This is a genomic window from Acinetobacter sp. V116_7, assembly GCF_056735735.1.
The window spans coordinates 35,697-51,371 of record NZ_JBWZIF010000027.1 but is presented as its reverse complement, the minus strand read 5'-3'; the positions used below and the strand labels follow the sequence as shown (position 1 = coordinate 51,371).

The following is a 15,675-nucleotide window of genomic DNA, read 5'->3' as shown; positions in this document are numbered from 1 at the left end:
TCATGTCTAACGTCAAAAAACACCCTGATGGTTATAAGTCTTATTTAGGCCGTGACAATACTGGCCTCTACTCTGTACGCATTGGTTGGCAGGTTTTAGTGTCAAATGCTAATGGTACCGTGCTGTACAAAATCATCAAGGAAGTTAAGACACCTCTTAACGTAGAGGAATTCAAAAAGGAATATCCGAAAGTTTGGAACACTTTAATCCAAGAAATTAGCTTTCAGCGCTCTAAGCAATTAGCTAAAGATCTAGGCGGCTCCCACATCCCTTCACATGACCGCAAAAGCTATAAACGTACTCGCGGCTTCACTGGTTCAAGATAAGGATAATAAAAATGACAGTTTTCTTTAAAAAAGCAGAACGTAAAAATGCGAAATTGCGTTTAGCAATTGCAGGGCCTACTGGCTCAGGTAAAACCTTTACCGCCCTACTACTTGCAAAAGGTATTGGCGGCAGAATAGCTGTAGCTGACACAGAGAATAGTAGCGCTGAGCTATATGAAGATTTGGTGCAATTTGAACATGCCAATATTCAACCACCATATACACCAGAAAAGTTTATTCAGGTAATTAAAGCAGCTGAGCAAGCAAATTTTGACACCCTCATTTTAGACAGTATTACTCATGAGTGGTCTGGTGTTGGTGGGTGTCTTGAAATTGTTGATCAACTGGCCGCCGGACCATTCAAAGGTAATTCTTGGGGTGCATGGAGCCAAGTAACGCCACGCCACCGCAAATTTATTGATGCAATGTTGCAATCCAGCATCAACATCATTGTGACCATGCGCTCAAAAATGGAAACCATACAGACCAACGATAACGGCAAAAAGAAAGTTGAAAAAGTTGGTATGAAGGCCGAACAACGTGATGGTATCGAATATGAATTTACGACTGTTCTAGATCTAACTCATGACAATATTGCTATAGCAACTAAGGACCGCTCTCGCTTGTTCTTAGATCCGCGTCAATTGGGTGAGCATGACGGCGTTTTATTAAAACAGTGGCTGCTCTCAGGATCTGCTAATGCATGTATCAATGGGAATCAGTTTTTAGAACTTGAGCACTTAATGCATCAAGCGGGAATTGATATTGCTAATTATTGTGCAAAGCGTGGTCTAAATAGTCTTCATGATGTGAAACAGCAAATATTCGAAGAGACTTGTGACGGTATTAAAAAAATCATTCATCAAAATCAACAAGCCCAACAAGCCAATGAACAACGACTTATTGAGCAACAAGAAAAGACTTTACAAAACGAGTATCAAATGGCGCTTAAGCATATCAAAGATGCTCAATCAATTAATGACTTGGATTACCCAACTAATTACTTCAAGGGTACTAAGTACGAAAAAAACATTTTAAACGCCTGTACTGCTAAATCAGATATGGAAGGATGGACAGCATGAATAATTTACTAACTGCATCTGAAGCATTTGCAGCTCTTCAAAAAGGTAAAACTGTCCTTTGTCGTTACGCTGGGGATGGAACACTTAAAGCTGATAAGTCATTCAGCACCTTAGATCAAATGCCAGCAACGGTATTTGGTCTACCCCATTACGAGTTCTGTATTCAGCTTGAAACGACTGTTTTAGCAGAAATTACATTTACTAAGCCAGTTGAACCGCATGATTTAGAAGATGGCCAAGTTATCTATATTGTTATGCCTTCTCATGTCTTGCGCACCACTTATAACTCTAAAAATGGTGAAACTTGTCTAAGTGTTGGTAATGGATTTGCACAGCTTGATGAAGAAAATGCAAAGCTTCAACTTCAAGCTATAGGTAAAACTTTTGGCAATATGATTACTGATATACAAGTAATAGACGCAACTAAAGACAAACCAAGAGGTCAAAAAGGTAAACAAGCTAAAGTTGAGCAAACAGTAGTTTCAGAAAAGACTGCTGAAGTTATTGCTGAAACAAAGAAGCCCACGATTGTTATAACAGAACAAACTAATGTCACCGTTTCTGAGGATCTATTAGTTCCTGAAACTATTGACCCGACATTAGATCCTGAATATCAAAAAAACCTTGATACCCTTCTGCTACGAGTTAGGGAATCAAAAACACCTGACGAAGTGAATGCAGTTTATCGCTATACCCGTACTTGGTCTGATAAACAAATGGAACCTTTGCTTCTTGCAACTCACAAACGACTTGAACAGTTAGAAAAAGAAAAGGCTCCTTCAGGTGAACCGCCTTCTCTAATGGTTCAGATCCAAAACGCACCAGATCTTACTACCTTGGATGCACTTGAAATTGATGTGGCTGCACGAGATCCACAGATTCAACCGAAGCTTATGGGGTATGTGAGAAAACGCCGTTTTGAATTAGAGAATCCAGCAGGTTCTCAACCAGAAGGTGAACCTGATTATTTACTGGAGGAACCTTTCTAATGTCGAAACAAACTACTCCAGAGTTTCTTTTCGAGCCAAAGCTGCTACCTCAGCAGCTTTTCGAGAAATTCATTGTTTTCAATGTGAATGCTGGCTATCGCGGAAGAGGTACACCACATGGCGTAAACCTAATTAAAGGTAATAAAGCCACCCTCACCTTGACCGATAAAGGTGAAATGAACAAAGCAGCTCAAGAGCGCTACAAGTTAATGCTTTTGAAGTATTTCAAAGAAGGTCGCTCAGCAATGGATGAGCTGAATCATGAAGTTAAACGTATGTATAGAGCTGTAGCTTGAAAATTATTAGGAGGTTTAAATGTCTTGGTACTCTTTAAGACAACTAGCTAAGGAACTTGGTATGGCTCCAAATACTTTTAAAAAATATTATTTGGAGGAGTTCCCGCCAGATCGAGAGTCAAAAACTTATAAGGGATGGACTTCTCAATCCGTAGCAAAAATCAAAACTGCAATTCAAGGCGCTAAATAAGCGCCTTTATTCAAATCGTATTCTTATATTCACTTAACTCTTTTATCCACTTTTTTGATATTAAGATTATTTCAACCAGCGGATCTAATAAATGTTCAGGATAAAATATTCTTTGATCTTCAAAATATTCAGTAAATTCACGAATATTTCCATGCATTAGATCATTTCTTAGCATAATCAGATTGATCTTTTCATCAGTTGTTATTTTTTCATGAAAATCATGTTCATCACTAAAAGCCAGAGCTGAAATAGGTAGGCCTTTTTGCTTAGCTTTTATAATCATTTGTTTATTCATATTTTCAGCTGCATACAATCTATCTTCAGGGCTATCGCTAATTAAATGAAGTGTTGATCGAAGAGAAGCTTCTATTCCACATATTAAGCTCAATAATGCAGGTAGATAATGGCCATTTGTATATGCTTCAATGCCTTGGATAAAATACCAATGAAATTCAGCACCACTGTTTTCTTGAATAAACTCTTTTTCATATCTCAATTTCAAGGATTGAAAATCAGCCATTCGCGAATAATATTCATCTTTATTTAAAAAATTGTCAGGATCTAGGTTCTCAATTGAACTATTTATAATATCTTCATATAAATATTGATTACCCAGTAGTTTTACAAATTCAACTTCGTCTTTACATCCAATAATTGTGTAATCAGCTTTTTTATTCATTAGTCTTTAACCATCCTTCTACTTCATTTGCATACCAAGTCATAAGCTCTACTCGTTCATCCCAATACTCAGCACGATTATAAATTTTGCTTGTTTTATCAGCTTTTGTTGATTTGTTCACGTGGGCAATTTGATAGTCGATCACCTCACCACGGAATAATTTACTTTCATTTGCATGAGTCGAAAAAAGTGAACGAAAACCGTGGGTAACCATTTTATCTTCGTAACCCATTCTTTTTATCATGGTAAGTACCGACTCAGACGTCATATATTCATAAGGCTTTCCACGTTTTTTAAATATATAACCATCATCAGTTTTTACGCTTTCGAGTTCCTTAAATAGTGCATAAATCTGCGGCACTAATGGAACCATTAATTCCTTTCTTCTTTTCATTCGATCAGCTGGAATAATCCAAACCTTATTTTCAAAATCTAGTTCGCCAGAATCCCATCTAGCTTTTAATAATTCTGTTATACGCGTTCCAGTATAACAAACTAGAAGCATTGCCATTTTAACTATGGAACTTGAATGGCTTGCTTCCATACGTCTAAAAAATTCAGGCATTTCACTTGCAGGTAAGCAAGGATGGCTGTCAGATTCATATTCTGGAATTACATCTTCCACCAAAGTACATGGATTACGATCTGAATAATCTGAAGCAATTGCAAAATCAAATACCTGCTTGCCAAGTCTTAATGCACGGCTGGCTGTCTCTAAAGTGCCCTTTGCAACAATTTCCTTAATTTTCTTCGAGATGTGCTTTCTTTCAACTTCATTAATTGGAAGATTTTTAAAATCTTCGGTTACATATGCAAGTCTATATTCGACTGTGTCATAGTATTTTTTGCTGGTCCATTGAGATTTCATGATATTCAACCATTCCTCAACTACTTTATGGACTGGTGGAGAATTGGCGACTTTGCCCTGATATTCTAATTTTAATTGTCTTGCTTGTAGACGTGCTTCCTTACATCCCATAACGGGATATTCGCCAAGCATTTTTTGATTTTGCTTTCCATTTTGACGGTATGACAGAACCCATTTCTTTTTTCCGTTTGGAAACACTGAAATGTTTAATCCTTCTCCATCTGCAACTGAGTATCTAGATTCTTTTGGTTTTAATGACTTTACTTGGGCATCCGAAAGCATAGTGTTATACCGTATAACAATTGTATAACAGCTTATAGTGATAAAGTTTGATTATCAATGATTAAGCTGAATCAAGAATGATTAAATCGAAGGCATTAAAAAAGCCCTAAATCATTAAGATTTAAGGCTTTTTGATCAACTCTAATCATATATGATTAACTTTGATCTTAGTATTTGGTGGAGATGGCGGGAGTTGAACCCGCGTCCGCCAGCATTACGCTCGAGAATACTACATGCTTAGATATCGTCTATTGTTTTAACACCAAGTGACCCGACGAACAGGGTACAAGTTGCGATCCTCTAAGTTTGGTATAAAGCCCCGAGGCTTGACTCTATACGGACTTGTGTGCGTGCGCTACGGTCGGGTTCCTAAACCACAAGTATTCTAGGAAGCGGACAAACTGCCCTTAGGCAGCTAGAGCGTAAGTTTCGTCGTTTGCGACTAAAATATGCAAATTTGATTTACGAGAGAAAATGCGCTCTCGGCATGCATCTATGAGTTTCATCACCAGCGTCGAAGCCAATAACATCCCCATGAATGTCTGAACATCATAGCATAACTAAAATAAAATACTGTGCATTTTATCAACAGTCTGCTACTGATGAACATATTTACATAATTGAGTGTCTTTTGTTTTTTTCAAGGGCCACATAAAAAAGCTGCCAAAAATGACAGCTTTTTTTAAAGTTTGCTCTATAAAGCACCATTGCCTAACACAATACCTTCACGACGTGGGTCTACCCCACCTGCGTATTTACTTTGATTATTAATATTTACTTTCATAATCGTTGAAATACCACTAGTTTGCGCAGTGTTGGCAACGCCATGCCCTTTTGCTTTTAAGCCTTCAATCAAATCAAGCAGAGAAAGCTGCACATTCGAGCTATCCACATTGGTGTTTTTGCTATTGGTCGCACCAAAGTTAACAAGCGAAGTGGCCTGCTGAGCGTTTAAGTTCCAGTCCAATGCACCCACCAAAGTTTTAACCACATATTGAATGATCGTACCGCCACCTGGTGAACCTGTTGCCATATAAAACTCATCTGGCGTAGTGCCTTTAAACACTAAAGTTGGCGCCATGGTACTACGTGGGCGTTTGCCACCTTCCACACGGTTAGCAACCAGTGCTCCCGTGCTGTCTAGCGGGTTGGCACTAAAGTCAGTTAACTGGTTCGAAAGCAAGAAACCATCCACCATGTGGAATGAACCCATGCTCGATTCAACAGTCGATGTCATTGAAACCACATTGCCATAGGCATCTACAATCGTGAACTGAGTTGTTCCGTGTTCAACAGTCGTGTCGACACCCGAAGCTGGGTTGAAATTACCTGCTGGCGCAACGCCCATACTTTGGTTCGGGTTAATCAGTGCTGCACGTTGCTTCAAGTAATTTTTATCAATAAAGCTTGCAATACCCTGCGCTGGTAAAGCAACAAAGTCAGTGTCTGCCACATATTTATCACGGTCAGCATAGGCCAAACGTTCTGCCTCAGACACTAAATGCACGCCCATCACATCTGGCACACCGCCTTCATTTTCAGGGTTTTTAGGTGGATAAAGCGACATATCAAAGTTTTCTAAAATACCCAACGTCTGTGCAACTGCAATCCCTCCCGAAGATGGAGGCGGCATGGTACACACATAATAACGGTCACGATACGTCGTACAAATCGGGTCGCGTTTTTTAACCTGATAGTTCGATAAATCCTGCAAGGTCATCAAGCTTGGAGTAATTGGAGTTTTTGCTGGGTCATCCCCTAGTGTTTGGCCTGCTTTTGCCACAATCGCTTGAGCAATAGGACCCGTGTGCAACGCATTTGCGCCTTGCGTGGCAAGTGCTTCTAGGGTTTTTGCATAGGCTTTATTGGTCATGGTCTCGCCCACTTTACGAGGTGAACCATCTGGGTAGAAATAGGTTGCCATTGCATTTGCATCGAGCGCTAAGCTGTTTGCATTGCTTGCAATTGCATCTGCCAAGCGGCCCGGAATACGGAAACCGTTGTCAGCCAAACCAATCGCTTCACCAAAAAGCTGGTTCCACTTGAGTTTGCCATGCTCTTGTTGAGCTTGTTCAAGCAAACGCATCACACCTGGCACACCAATCGAGCGACCACTACGGCGGGCACTTGGTACAGGTGCTGGTGAATTTGGGTCATATATATCTTGGCGAATTAAATAATACTCGTTAGCTGCGGCTGGTGCGGTTTCACGGCCATCGTAGGCAGTGACTTTTTTGGTTTTAGCGTCGTAATACATCATAAAACCACTACCCGCAATCGTGCTCGACTGTGGCTCGACTAAACCCAACACCGCTTGTACCGCAACGGCTGCATCGACTGCGCTACCGCCTGCTCTTAAAACATCACAACCCGCTTTTACCGCAAGTGGCGTATTTGCCACCACCATATATTTATCTGCGTATTTGACCGTGTTACCGAGTCTATAACCCGATGCCCCCTCAGGCGCTGCTGGGTCACCATTTTGGTTTGAACCGACCACCACACTTGAACCGTCTTGTGCCAGTTTGCTACAACTGGTCGGGTCATTATCAACAATTAAATTGGGCGGGGTTGTATTTGAATCATCCTTGGGCTGATCTGACGAGGAGTCATCTCCACATCCTTGTAATAAACCGACTGCTAATAAACTACTGAACAAAAATGAATATCTTTTATTCACGTGATAACTCCAATATATACGCCTGCCTATCCATGCAATTGCCATGCAAGCTTCTTTGTTTTCAGGTATTAAGTTTTTTTAATCTTTGATAAAAATAAGGTTTTATAATATTGAATGTTTAAGGGCGTTTTATCCTGTGCCCTGTATTAAGCCTCCTTGCTTGATATTACACGCTTTTATATCTGATCCGCCCGATTCTGGCATGCTTTATTTAGTGAAATACAGGCAAAATCTACCATTTATAGACTCGCTCTATTTTTTAATAGAGCTAAAAAAAGCACCTCCGAGGAGATGCTTTTTTGTGTTTAGTGAGATGGCATTCCGCTAACATCCCCTTTGGGTTTCGGACACAGCCAAATGACCAGCCCAGCAAAGACAAACACCATTGCAAACAGCAAAAATACATGGTTTGCCGACATGGTAATCGCTTCTTTATCAACGAGGTTTGAAATAATGCCTAAGGTCGAGTCAGCCGAAAAACCATTTTGTGCAAGGTTATTTTGAACTTCGGCAGTATTTAGGTTTGACACCATTTCACTGCGTGCAACTTTGGCGTGGTCGTCCCACACGGTCACTGCAATTGACGCACCAATCGCCCCTGCCATGGTTCTTAAAAAGTTCATTAAGCCCGCCGCAGATGCAATCTCTTGCTGGAGTACCGAACCGAGTGCAATATTCGACAGTGGAATAAAGAAGAATGGTACAGCAAAACCTTGCAAGATTTGCGGCCAAGCCAGTGCCATAAAGTCGGCATCTGTGGTCCAGAATGCCCGCATTAAGGTCACACCACCCAGCAAAATTAAACCGAAACTCGCTAGTGCTCTTGGGTCATGTTTGGTCGAAAGCTTTGCCACAATCGGTGACATGGTCAAACTACCAAAGCCCATGGTTGCGGTTAAATAGCCGGCCCATGTGGCAGTGTAGGAAAGGTTCATTTGCAGCCACTGTGGAATCAGTACAATACTGCCAAAGAACGCGCCAAAGCCAAGCGATAAGGCCAGTACCGAAATTGCAAAGCCCCTATGCCTAAAGACTTTGACGTCCACGACGGGGTGTTTATCGGTCAGCTCCCATATGAGGAACACCACAAAGCCAATGGCGGCAGTTAAGCCTAACACCACAATGCTGGTGCTATTAAACCAGTCTCGTTCATGCCCTAAATCGAGCATGAGCTGTAGTGCACCAATCCACAAAATTAACAGACCTAAACCGACGGTATCGATTCTTAAAGAAATCGTTTCTGTTTCGGCTGGTTTAAGCAAACGAATTGCCGCTAAAACACAAACAATGCCGACCGGAATGTTAATAAAGAAAATCCAGTGCCAAGACAGATTATCACTAATCAGACCACCCAAAATTGGCCCTAAAATTGGCCCAACGACGGTCGTCATTGCCCATAGGCCCATCGCCTGTGCATGCTTTTCTTGAGGGAAAATACGCATCAGCAAAGTTTGGCTGAGTGGCATGAGCGGGCCACCGCATAGACCTTGTCCAATACGGAAAAACACCAGCATGCCTAACGAGTTTGCTAGACCGCACAAAAACGAAAAAATGGTAAAACCAATCAGGCCAAAAATAAAAACCCGAACAGTTCCAAATCGCCCTGCTAGCCAACCCGTTAAAGGTACACAAATCGCTTCTGCAACTGCATACGACGTAACAACCCATGTGCCTTGTGTACTTGAAACAGCAAGGTTACCGGTAATGTGCGGTACAGATACGTTGGCAATGGTCGTATCGAGCACGACCATAAAGTTCGACAAGGCAATAACAAACGCTGCCAGTAATAAACGGCCACCGCTTAGTTCGGCAAAAGGTGTTTGCGTTTTCATAAGCGTTTACTTCGCAGATAAGTCGACTTTTGCTTCCATCGACAAGCCAACACGCAGTGGGTGTTCAGCAAGTTCTTTCGGGTCAAGTGCAATACGAACTGGTAAGCGTTGAACTACTTTAATCCAGTTACCTGTTGCATTTTGAGCCGGAATTAAGGCAAAGGCAGAGCCTGTACCACCAGAGAAGCCCATCACTTTGCCGTGATATTCAACGTCGTCGCCATATAAATCTGAAGTAAGCGTAACGATTTGACCCGGACGGACTTTTTTCAACTGACTTTCTTTAAAGTTCGCATCTACATATAAATCATTCAGCGGCACAATCATCATCATGCTGGTGCCCGGTGCAACACGTTGACCGACTTGAATATTGCGACGCGTCACCACACCATCGACTGGTGCACGTATTACGGTACGTTCCAAATCAAGCTGAGCTTGTTCAACATGTGCTTGTGCAACTTGTACATCGGGTGTTGAAGTCTCGCTTACACCCTGAATTAAAGCTTCGTTTGCTGCAAAAGTGCTTTCGGCAGCTTTACGGCTTGAAGATGCTTGCGCTAAACCTGCTTTGGCAAGCTCTAGCCCTGCTTTGGCTGTTTCAACAGCACTTTGTGCCTTAGTGAGTTCTTCTTTAGACACTGCACCAGACGCGGCAAGTTGTGCACGGCGGTTGAGTTCTAACCCAGCTTTGTCGTAGTCGGCCTGTGCTTGAGCAACTTGTGCTTTGGCACTGGTAATTTCGTCGGCACGCACCACAACTTGAGAGTTTAAAGAGCTACTGTTTGCCGCAGTTTGTTTGTATTGGCGTTTTGCTTTGGCGAGTTCTGCCTCGGCTTGAGCCAGTGCAATTTTGGCATCACGATCATCAATACGAACCAGCACGTCACCACGATGTACTGTTTGGGTATCTTTTACCACAACCTGAGCGACCTGCCCGCTTACCATTGAAGTGATTTGAGCCGTTTCTGCACCGACATAGGCATTATCCGTACTCACGGAATGATTTAAAAATAATGCCCAGATTGCATATAAAATAGCGGCGATCAATAAAATCAGCGCAAAAAAACCAAGAAATTTTTTGCGCTTGTTTTGATTGTTGTCATCCGAGGCAGATGTTGTTGGCACTGTTTCTTGTACATTGCTTTGTGCATCAGTCATGGTATGTTCCTAAAGATGGGTTGGCTTTGCCATCAATCTCGCACTACACCTTGTTATAGAGTTTTTATTTTTCTATAAACAAGACATACCGCATTGTCAAAGGAGCTAATTTTAACGCTAAAACCTCATGATATGAGAATAAAAAATTATAACTAATGCGTTCGTTCTAATTAAATTAATGTTTATCTCAAAGTTTTTGTGAAAATTCCCGCTTTTCAAACACTAAAAAAAGCGCACTTGGCGCTTTTTAACTACTTAAATGAGCAATTTAATAGGCGTATGAAGCAATACCCGCAGCAATTGCTTTGCCTTCATCATTGACCATGGTCATGCGCATGGTACAGCCCTTGCGACCTAAACGCAGAACTTCGGCACGTGCAATAAAGTATTTACCACGCCCCGGCGCTAAATAATCGACACGCATGTCGACAGTTGCCAAACGCGATACTTGCTTAATGGTCTCGGTTAAAGTTTCCGGCGTTGAACGGCGATATAAGTGTTCCATTGCCACAATACCGCCAATGCTATCGAGCAAGGTTGCAGCAACTCCACCATGCAAAATCTGAAATGCCAGATTACCAATGAGGTCAGGTTGCATCTCGATATAGCCTTCAATCTGCCCGTCCACCACACGCATAATCATTCCACTATGCTTAAAAAAAGGAGAGCTATTAAACGCCTTACATAATTGGTTGAGAACCACAGTTAGGTCAGTTTTAGCACCTAAATGGATGTTCCCAGTCCAATTTTTCTTTTCATCACTCATACATTGCCTAAATTTAAAAGCATGATAAACACCCATAATTTTGTACAAATCCAGCATTATGGGGCTACAATACAGCAGTCGGTTGACAGTAATGGAATATCCGCCAACCTATCCTAGTGTAATACCGAACATCGAGATTGTTATGACTTATACGTTCAATCGTCCTGCATTTCCAGCCACTCGCATGCGCCGTATCCGTAAAAATGACCAGTTGCGTGCGATGGTCAGCGAAACACAGCTCACTACCAATCACTTGATTTATCCAGTATTTGTATTACCGGGACAAAATCAGACCCAAGATATTCCAAGTATGCCAAACATTCAGCGTTTGTCGGCAGATTTGTTACTGAAAAAAGCTGAAAGACTTCTGGAATTGGGCGTATCAAAACTGGCTCTTTTTCCAGTTACCCCGCAAGAAGATAAAAGCCTCACTGCAGAAGCTGCATGGCGTGAAGATGGTTTAGTACAAACCACTTGCCGTTTGCTTAAAAAAGAATTACCAGAAATGGTGTTAATTACTGATGGTGCGCTCGACCCATACACAACTCATGGTCAAGACGGCATTATTGATGAAACAGGCTATGTGCTAAATGACGAGACTGTAGAGTGCTTGATTAAACAAGCGTTAAGTCACGCAGAAGCAGGTGCCGAAGTGATTGCACCAAGTGACATGATGGATGGCCGTATTGGCGCGATTCGTCAGGCTTTAGAAGCCAATGGTCACATCTATACCAACATTATGGCCTACTCTGCGAAATATGCATCTAGCTTCTATGGTCCGTTCCGTGATGCCGTTGGCTCTGCATCCAACCTAAAAGGTGGTAATAAATATAACTACCAGATGGACTTTGCCAACCGTGCCGAAGCGTTACATGAAATCGCGCTTGATATTCAAGAAGGCGCCGACATGGTGATTGTAAAACCGGGCATGCCATATCTGGATGTGGTACGTGAAGTGAAAGATACCTTTGGTGTTCCGACATTCATTTATCAAGTGAGTGGCGAATACGCAATGTTAGCGGGTGCAATTCAAAATGGCTGGTTATCAGACTCAGTCATTTTAGAATCACTCATGTGCTGCCGCCGCGCTGGTGCAGACGGAATCTGGACTTACTTTGCAGAAACCGCTGCTGAAAAACTCAAGGAAATGAACTAAGTTCGCAGAGAAAGGATAACACTGCATGCATATTGCAATTATTGGCGCGGGCATAAGTGGATTAATGTCTGCGCTGGAGTTGGTTGAACAAGGCTGTACCGTCAGTATTTTTGATCAACAACAAGCGGGACAAGCAGCCTCTTGGGCTGGCGGAGGCATTCTCTCTCCGATGTACCCGTGGCGCTATGTGCATGCAGTGAACCAACTTGCTCAATTTGGTAAAGCCTCTTATCAAGCATGGAACCAAAAGCTCTACCCTGTTACAGGGATTGATTTTGAAATTCATGACACAGGCATGCTAATTTTTGATGAAGAAGATTTTGACATCGGGCTTTCCTACGCCGAGCAGCATCAAGAACCGATGCAGCGCTGTGAATATTTACAAAGAGATGCCTTAGAACAAGTTAATCCACATATTTCAGATCACTTCCAAGAAGCGATTTATTTCCCCGAACTGTCTAATATTCGTAATCCGCGTGTATTGCAGTCCCTGATTAGCTATTTAAAGCAACATCCAAATGTTGAGTTTTTTGAACACACTCCTGTTAAAAAACTGATTCAACAAGGCGATGTGATACAAGCGCTCCAAACCGAAGATGGACGTAAACATACAGCAGACCATTTTGTAATAACTTCGGGAGCTTGGAGCCATTACTGGAACTCACAATTACAACTCGAAATTCCAGTCGAACCTGTTCAAGGTCAAATGCTGTTATTTAAAACCCCTGCTCACTGGCTACCGACCATGTGCATGAATCGAGTGATGTATTTGATTCCTCGTATGGACGGTCATATTGTGTGTGGCTCTAGCATGGCACATCGAGGTTTTGACACCTCTACCGATGAAACCACCCAGTACAATATTTTAGAAGCATGTTTAGAAATGGTGCCTGGACTGGCCGATTTCCCGATCGTACAGCGCTGGGCAGGCCTCAGACCAAGTTCACCAAATGGCGTTCCGTACATTGGCAAAATGCCTGAAATGGACAACCTCTGGGCAAACTTTGGGCACTTTAGAAATGGGTTATGTATGGGCGCAGGCTCTGCGCAATTACTCCGTCAACTTATGCTAGGTCAACCGACTTTAGTTGATGCCAAAGCATATTCACCAGAGCGTTTGCAAAATAAAATCTTAGCCTGACGCGAGTACATTCTCTAAAGCCATTTTTAATTGCGGATAAGCAAACTCAAATCCTTCAGCTTGTAAGGCTACGGGTTTGACGTATTGCCCATTTAAGATCAATTGCGATTGCTCCCCTAACAAACAGCGAAAAACCGTGCTTGGTGCTGGCAACAGTGGTTTCTTATTTAAAACCTCTGCTGCTTGTTCAACAAATACCTTTTGAGTCACGTTTTCTGGTGCCACCACATTATGAATTTGAGTAGATTGAGGATGCTTAAATATAAACTCGATGGCATTTAACACATCTTCAATATGTACCCAAACCACAGGCTGACGCCCATGACCAATTTGCCCCACTAAATTGAGTCGAATCGGAAATAACATTTTAGGCAAAATGCCACCGCCCTGCCCAAACACTACGCCTAAGCGAATAATTTTAGTATTTTGCTGAGCATCTGCTAAAGCTGCTTGTTCCCATTCTTGGCAAAGTCGAGACATAAAAACAGGCTGTGGTAAGCTTTGTTCAGTGCACGCCTCTGCCCACTTTTCTTGATCGTCTATACCGTAGTAGCCAATGGCCGAGCCAGAAACAATTGCTTCAGGAAAAATTTCAGATTGTTTGAGCCATGCATACAATTTTCGGGTCGTATTGACACGGCTTTCGATGAGTTGTTTTTTACGTGACTCGGTCCAGCGTTTCTCGCCAATATTTGCACCAGCCAAATTCACCACATAGTCAATTTGACGGGTCGTAATATCTTCAAACTTTTGTACCCACTGTAAGGCAGGATGGTCAGATGTCTTCCCAGCCTGCCGTGTTACAGCAATCACATTATAATTTTTTTGTAGTAGGAACTTAATTAAGTGCGTTCCGATAAAACCACTAGCACCCGTGATTAATACATTCTTATTCATATTTCCTCCTAAGCTGAGGACAACTGTTTTATTCCATTATATAAAACTCATTTATATTTAATCGTAGCTGTTTTTGTAGTGATCTATTGCACATTCAACATTTTGTCAGCCATGCGCTGTGCCTGTTTACCATAAAACCAGTAGGTAATTAAATAAAGTGGAATAGCTAACATTAAAAGCATGATCACCATAATGCTCAAGAACTGAGGTTGTTTGAGGTAAAGCATAAAGTTCTGCAAAATCTCTGGGTCTTTTCTAGCAAATAAAAACAGACCAAATAAAACACCACATAAGTTATAGCCCCAAAAAATCAGGGTAAAACCTAAAGTAAATTTCTTTTTTTCTTGTACAGTCGGTGCACGGCGTTCTTTCTTTAAAAATTTAAATAAGACAAAAATCATTGCGCCTAAATATGGAACGGCTGTTAAAATACCGCCTACACTCGCTGGTAATAGTGCTGCAACCACACCTACAATTAAGGTAAGTACGATGCATAAACAAAAAAACCAGAGAAAGTAAGAACGTAATTTGGTCATATTTTTGCCTAATTTATGGGTTCAAAAAATAATTATAAATTTTTTTCGATTTTTTTTCATTTTTCTGTCAACCAATTCGAATCTCTTGACGTTATATAGGGTAATAAGGTCGCAGCAACCGAATACTTCCTTTGCACGGCATCCGCAAAATTGTTTCGGTGACCTTTCATTACGACTCTTTCCTTCCTTCGGATTAGGTTTTGTTAGCAGCCGAAACCCTTGATGAAGTTTTTGACCGACGATTCTCTCATCACTCGAATCGTCGGTTTTTATTTTCTAGCACTTTCATTTATTTTACGCTCAACATACACAATAGTCCTTTCGTGGCTATAAAGGCTATGCGTATACTTTTTGCACCATAAAAATATGTTTTAAATAATATGAACAATATTGCCTATTTTGAAATCCAGTCTTCAAACCCTGCCCGCGATGCGCAGTTTTACCAAGCTGTGTTTGGCTGGCAATTTAAACTCGATGAAAACTTACCGATTGAATATTATCGTATAGAAACGCCTTCAATTATGGGTGGACTATTAAAACGCCCTGCACAAACGCCGCCAATGGAATATGGCACCAATGCATTTACCTGCTCGATTCAGGTCGAAAACTTCGATGAAGTGGCTGCAAAAATTTTAGCACAAGGTGGTATTGTCGCGATGGATAAATTCGCTATTCCCGGTCGCGCTTGGCATGGCTATTTTGTCGATTTAGATCACAACGTTTTTGGTATCTTTCAAGTTGATGAAAATGCAGCTTAAAGATCTTATTTAAAGACTCTATTTATTTTTTAATGTATA

At 41.5% G+C, this 15,675-nt stretch carries 16 protein-coding genes and 1 other RNA gene; 8 read left to right on the top strand and 9 right to left on the bottom strand.

Translation table 11 applies throughout. The features are described from left to right. Positions 1–2: 2 nt before the first annotated feature. Genes AC1PJP_RS12800 through AC1PJP_RS12780 form a run of 5 tightly spaced genes read left to right on the top strand, consistent with a single transcriptional unit; the run spans position 3 to position 2,883 of the window. Positions 3–326, top strand: coding sequence for a hypothetical protein (locus AC1PJP_RS12800; RefSeq protein WP_479767072.1), 324 nt, complete (start codon positions 3–5; stop codon positions 324–326). Between the two features lie 11 nt (positions 327–337). Continuing rightward, positions 338–1,408 (top strand): ATP-binding protein, encoded by a 1,071-nt coding sequence (locus tag AC1PJP_RS12795; RefSeq protein WP_479767071.1) that lies wholly within the window; start codon positions 338–340, stop codon positions 1,406–1,408. Further along, positions 1,405–2,397 (top strand): hypothetical protein, encoded by a 993-nt coding sequence (locus tag AC1PJP_RS12790; RefSeq protein WP_479767070.1) that lies wholly within the window; start codon positions 1,405–1,407, stop codon positions 2,395–2,397. The genes AC1PJP_RS12795 and AC1PJP_RS12790 overlap by 4 nt, the downstream gene beginning before the upstream one ends. Further along, complete coding sequence (locus AC1PJP_RS12785; protein WP_479767069.1) at positions 2,397–2,693, top strand: hypothetical protein; 297 nt, start codon at positions 2,397–2,399, stop codon at positions 2,691–2,693. The genes AC1PJP_RS12790 and AC1PJP_RS12785 overlap by 1 nt, the downstream gene beginning before the upstream one ends. Before the next feature lie 19 nt (positions 2,694–2,712). Further along, positions 2,713–2,883, top strand: a complete 171-nt coding sequence (locus tag AC1PJP_RS12780; RefSeq protein WP_005042582.1) for a GntR family transcriptional regulator — start codon at positions 2,713–2,715, stop codon at positions 2,881–2,883. Between the two features lie 10 nt (positions 2,884–2,893). On the opposite strand, the gene AC1PJP_RS12775 is transcribed toward AC1PJP_RS12780, so the two are convergent. The 7 genes from AC1PJP_RS12775 to AC1PJP_RS12745 form a co-directional block, all read right to left on the bottom strand. After that, the gene (locus AC1PJP_RS12775) at positions 2,894–3,562 is read right to left on the bottom strand and encodes a hypothetical protein (RefSeq protein ID WP_479767068.1); all 669 of its coding nucleotides are present in this window, start codon (positions 3,560–3,562) and stop codon (positions 2,894–2,896) included. Continuing rightward, positions 3,555–4,712, bottom strand: coding sequence for a tyrosine-type recombinase/integrase (locus tag AC1PJP_RS12770; RefSeq protein ID WP_479767067.1), 1,158 nt, complete (start codon positions 4,710–4,712; stop codon positions 3,555–3,557). Before AC1PJP_RS12770 ends, AC1PJP_RS12775 begins: the two co-directional genes overlap by 8 nt. A 175-nt stretch (positions 4,713–4,887) precedes the next feature. Beyond that, positions 4,888–5,246, bottom strand: a transfer-messenger RNA (tmRNA) gene (ssrA, locus tag AC1PJP_RS12765). A 160-nt stretch (positions 5,247–5,406) separates the two neighbouring features. Continuing rightward, positions 5,407–7,392: a gamma-glutamyltransferase gene (ggt, locus tag AC1PJP_RS12760; RefSeq protein WP_479767066.1), complete on the bottom strand. Its 1,986-nt coding sequence runs from the start codon at positions 7,390–7,392 to the stop codon at positions 5,407–5,409. Positions 7,393–7,697: 305 nt separating this feature from the next. Next, positions 7,698–9,224 (bottom strand): DHA2 family efflux MFS transporter permease subunit, encoded by a 1,527-nt coding sequence (locus AC1PJP_RS12755; protein ID WP_013198748.1) that lies wholly within the window; start codon positions 9,222–9,224, stop codon positions 7,698–7,700. 6 nt (positions 9,225–9,230) lie between these two features. Further along, a complete protein-coding gene (locus AC1PJP_RS12750) occupies positions 9,231–10,382 on the bottom strand; it encodes an EmrA/EmrK family multidrug efflux transporter periplasmic adaptor subunit (RefSeq protein ID WP_282495544.1) in 1,152 nt (383 codons plus the stop codon). 268 nt (positions 10,383–10,650) lie between these two features. Further along, positions 10,651–11,148 carry a thioesterase family protein gene (locus AC1PJP_RS12745; protein ID WP_282495543.1) on the bottom strand — a complete coding sequence of 166 codons (498 nt, stop codon included), beginning with the start codon at positions 11,146–11,148 and terminating at the stop codon, positions 10,651–10,653. A 142-nt stretch (positions 11,149–11,290) separates the two neighbouring features. Between AC1PJP_RS12745 and hemB the strand changes: the two genes are divergently transcribed. Both hemB and AC1PJP_RS12735 read left to right on the top strand, forming a co-directional pair. Beyond that, positions 11,291–12,304: a porphobilinogen synthase gene (hemB, locus tag AC1PJP_RS12740; RefSeq protein ID WP_004748084.1), complete on the top strand. Its 1,014-nt coding sequence runs from the start codon at positions 11,291–11,293 to the stop codon at positions 12,302–12,304. Between the two features lie 25 nt (positions 12,305–12,329). Further along, entirely contained in the window at positions 12,330–13,445 is a 1,116-nt protein-coding gene (locus tag AC1PJP_RS12735) for an NAD(P)/FAD-dependent oxidoreductase (protein WP_282495542.1), read from the top strand. Here AC1PJP_RS12735 and AC1PJP_RS12730 read toward each other — a convergent pair. Both AC1PJP_RS12730 and AC1PJP_RS12725 read right to left on the bottom strand, forming a co-directional pair. Beyond that, the gene (locus AC1PJP_RS12730) at positions 13,437–14,342 is read right to left on the bottom strand and encodes a TIGR01777 family oxidoreductase (protein WP_282495541.1); all 906 of its coding nucleotides are present in this window, start codon (positions 14,340–14,342) and stop codon (positions 13,437–13,439) included. The two genes, AC1PJP_RS12735 and AC1PJP_RS12730, sit on opposite strands and share 9 nt — an antisense overlap. 83 nt (positions 14,343–14,425) lie before the next feature. Beyond that, a complete protein-coding gene (locus AC1PJP_RS12725) occupies positions 14,426–14,878 on the bottom strand; it encodes an ABZJ_00895 family protein (RefSeq protein WP_282495540.1) in 453 nt (150 codons plus the stop codon). 380 nt (positions 14,879–15,258) lie between these two features. Here AC1PJP_RS12725 and AC1PJP_RS12720 point away from each other — a divergent pair, with 380 nt between their 5' ends. Then, complete coding sequence (locus AC1PJP_RS12720) at positions 15,259–15,636, top strand: VOC family protein (protein WP_049837634.1); 378 nt, start codon at positions 15,259–15,261, stop codon at positions 15,634–15,636. The last annotated feature ends 39 nt before the right edge of the window (positions 15,637–15,675 follow it).

What these genes read in the sequence shown, in the direction of transcription:
- AC1PJP_RS12800 (WP_479767072.1), top strand. Translation starts at nt 3, where the DNA reads ATGTCTAACGTCAAAAAACACCCTGATGGTTATAAGTCTTATTTAGGC.
- AC1PJP_RS12795 (WP_479767071.1), top strand. Translation starts at nt 338, where the DNA reads ATGACAGTTTTCTTTAAAAAAGCAGAACGTAAAAATGCGAAATTGCGT.
- AC1PJP_RS12790 (WP_479767070.1), top strand. Translation starts at nt 1,405, where the DNA reads ATGAATAATTTACTAACTGCATCTGAAGCATTTGCAGCTCTTCAAAAA.
- AC1PJP_RS12785 (WP_479767069.1), top strand. Translation starts at nt 2,397, where the DNA reads ATGTCGAAACAAACTACTCCAGAGTTTCTTTTCGAGCCAAAGCTGCTA.
- AC1PJP_RS12780 (WP_005042582.1), top strand. Translation starts at nt 2,713, where the DNA reads ATGTCTTGGTACTCTTTAAGACAACTAGCTAAGGAACTTGGTATGGCT.
- AC1PJP_RS12775 (WP_479767068.1), bottom strand. Translation starts at nt 3,562, where the DNA reads ATGAATAAAAAAGCTGATTACACAATTATTGGATGTAAAGACGAAGTT.
- AC1PJP_RS12770 (WP_479767067.1), bottom strand. Translation starts at nt 4,712, where the DNA reads ATGCTTTCGGATGCCCAAGTAAAGTCATTAAAACCAAAAGAATCTAGA.
- AC1PJP_RS12755 (WP_013198748.1), bottom strand. Translation starts at nt 9,224, where the DNA reads ATGAAAACGCAAACACCTTTTGCCGAACTAAGCGGTGGCCGTTTATTA.
- AC1PJP_RS12750 (WP_282495544.1), bottom strand. Translation starts at nt 10,382, where the DNA reads ATGACTGATGCACAAAGCAATGTACAAGAAACAGTGCCAACAACATCT.
- AC1PJP_RS12745 (WP_282495543.1), bottom strand. Translation starts at nt 11,148, where the DNA reads ATGAGTGATGAAAAGAAAAATTGGACTGGGAACATCCATTTAGGTGCT.
- hemB (WP_004748084.1), top strand. Translation starts at nt 11,291, where the DNA reads ATGACTTATACGTTCAATCGTCCTGCATTTCCAGCCACTCGCATGCGC.
- AC1PJP_RS12735 (WP_282495542.1), top strand. Translation starts at nt 12,330, where the DNA reads ATGCATATTGCAATTATTGGCGCGGGCATAAGTGGATTAATGTCTGCG.
- AC1PJP_RS12730 (WP_282495541.1), bottom strand. Translation starts at nt 14,342, where the DNA reads ATGAATAAGAATGTATTAATCACGGGTGCTAGTGGTTTTATCGGAACG.
- AC1PJP_RS12725 (WP_282495540.1), bottom strand. Translation starts at nt 14,878, where the DNA reads ATGACCAAATTACGTTCTTACTTTCTCTGGTTTTTTTGTTTATGCATC.
- AC1PJP_RS12720 (WP_049837634.1), top strand. Translation starts at nt 15,259, where the DNA reads ATGAACAATATTGCCTATTTTGAAATCCAGTCTTCAAACCCTGCCCGC.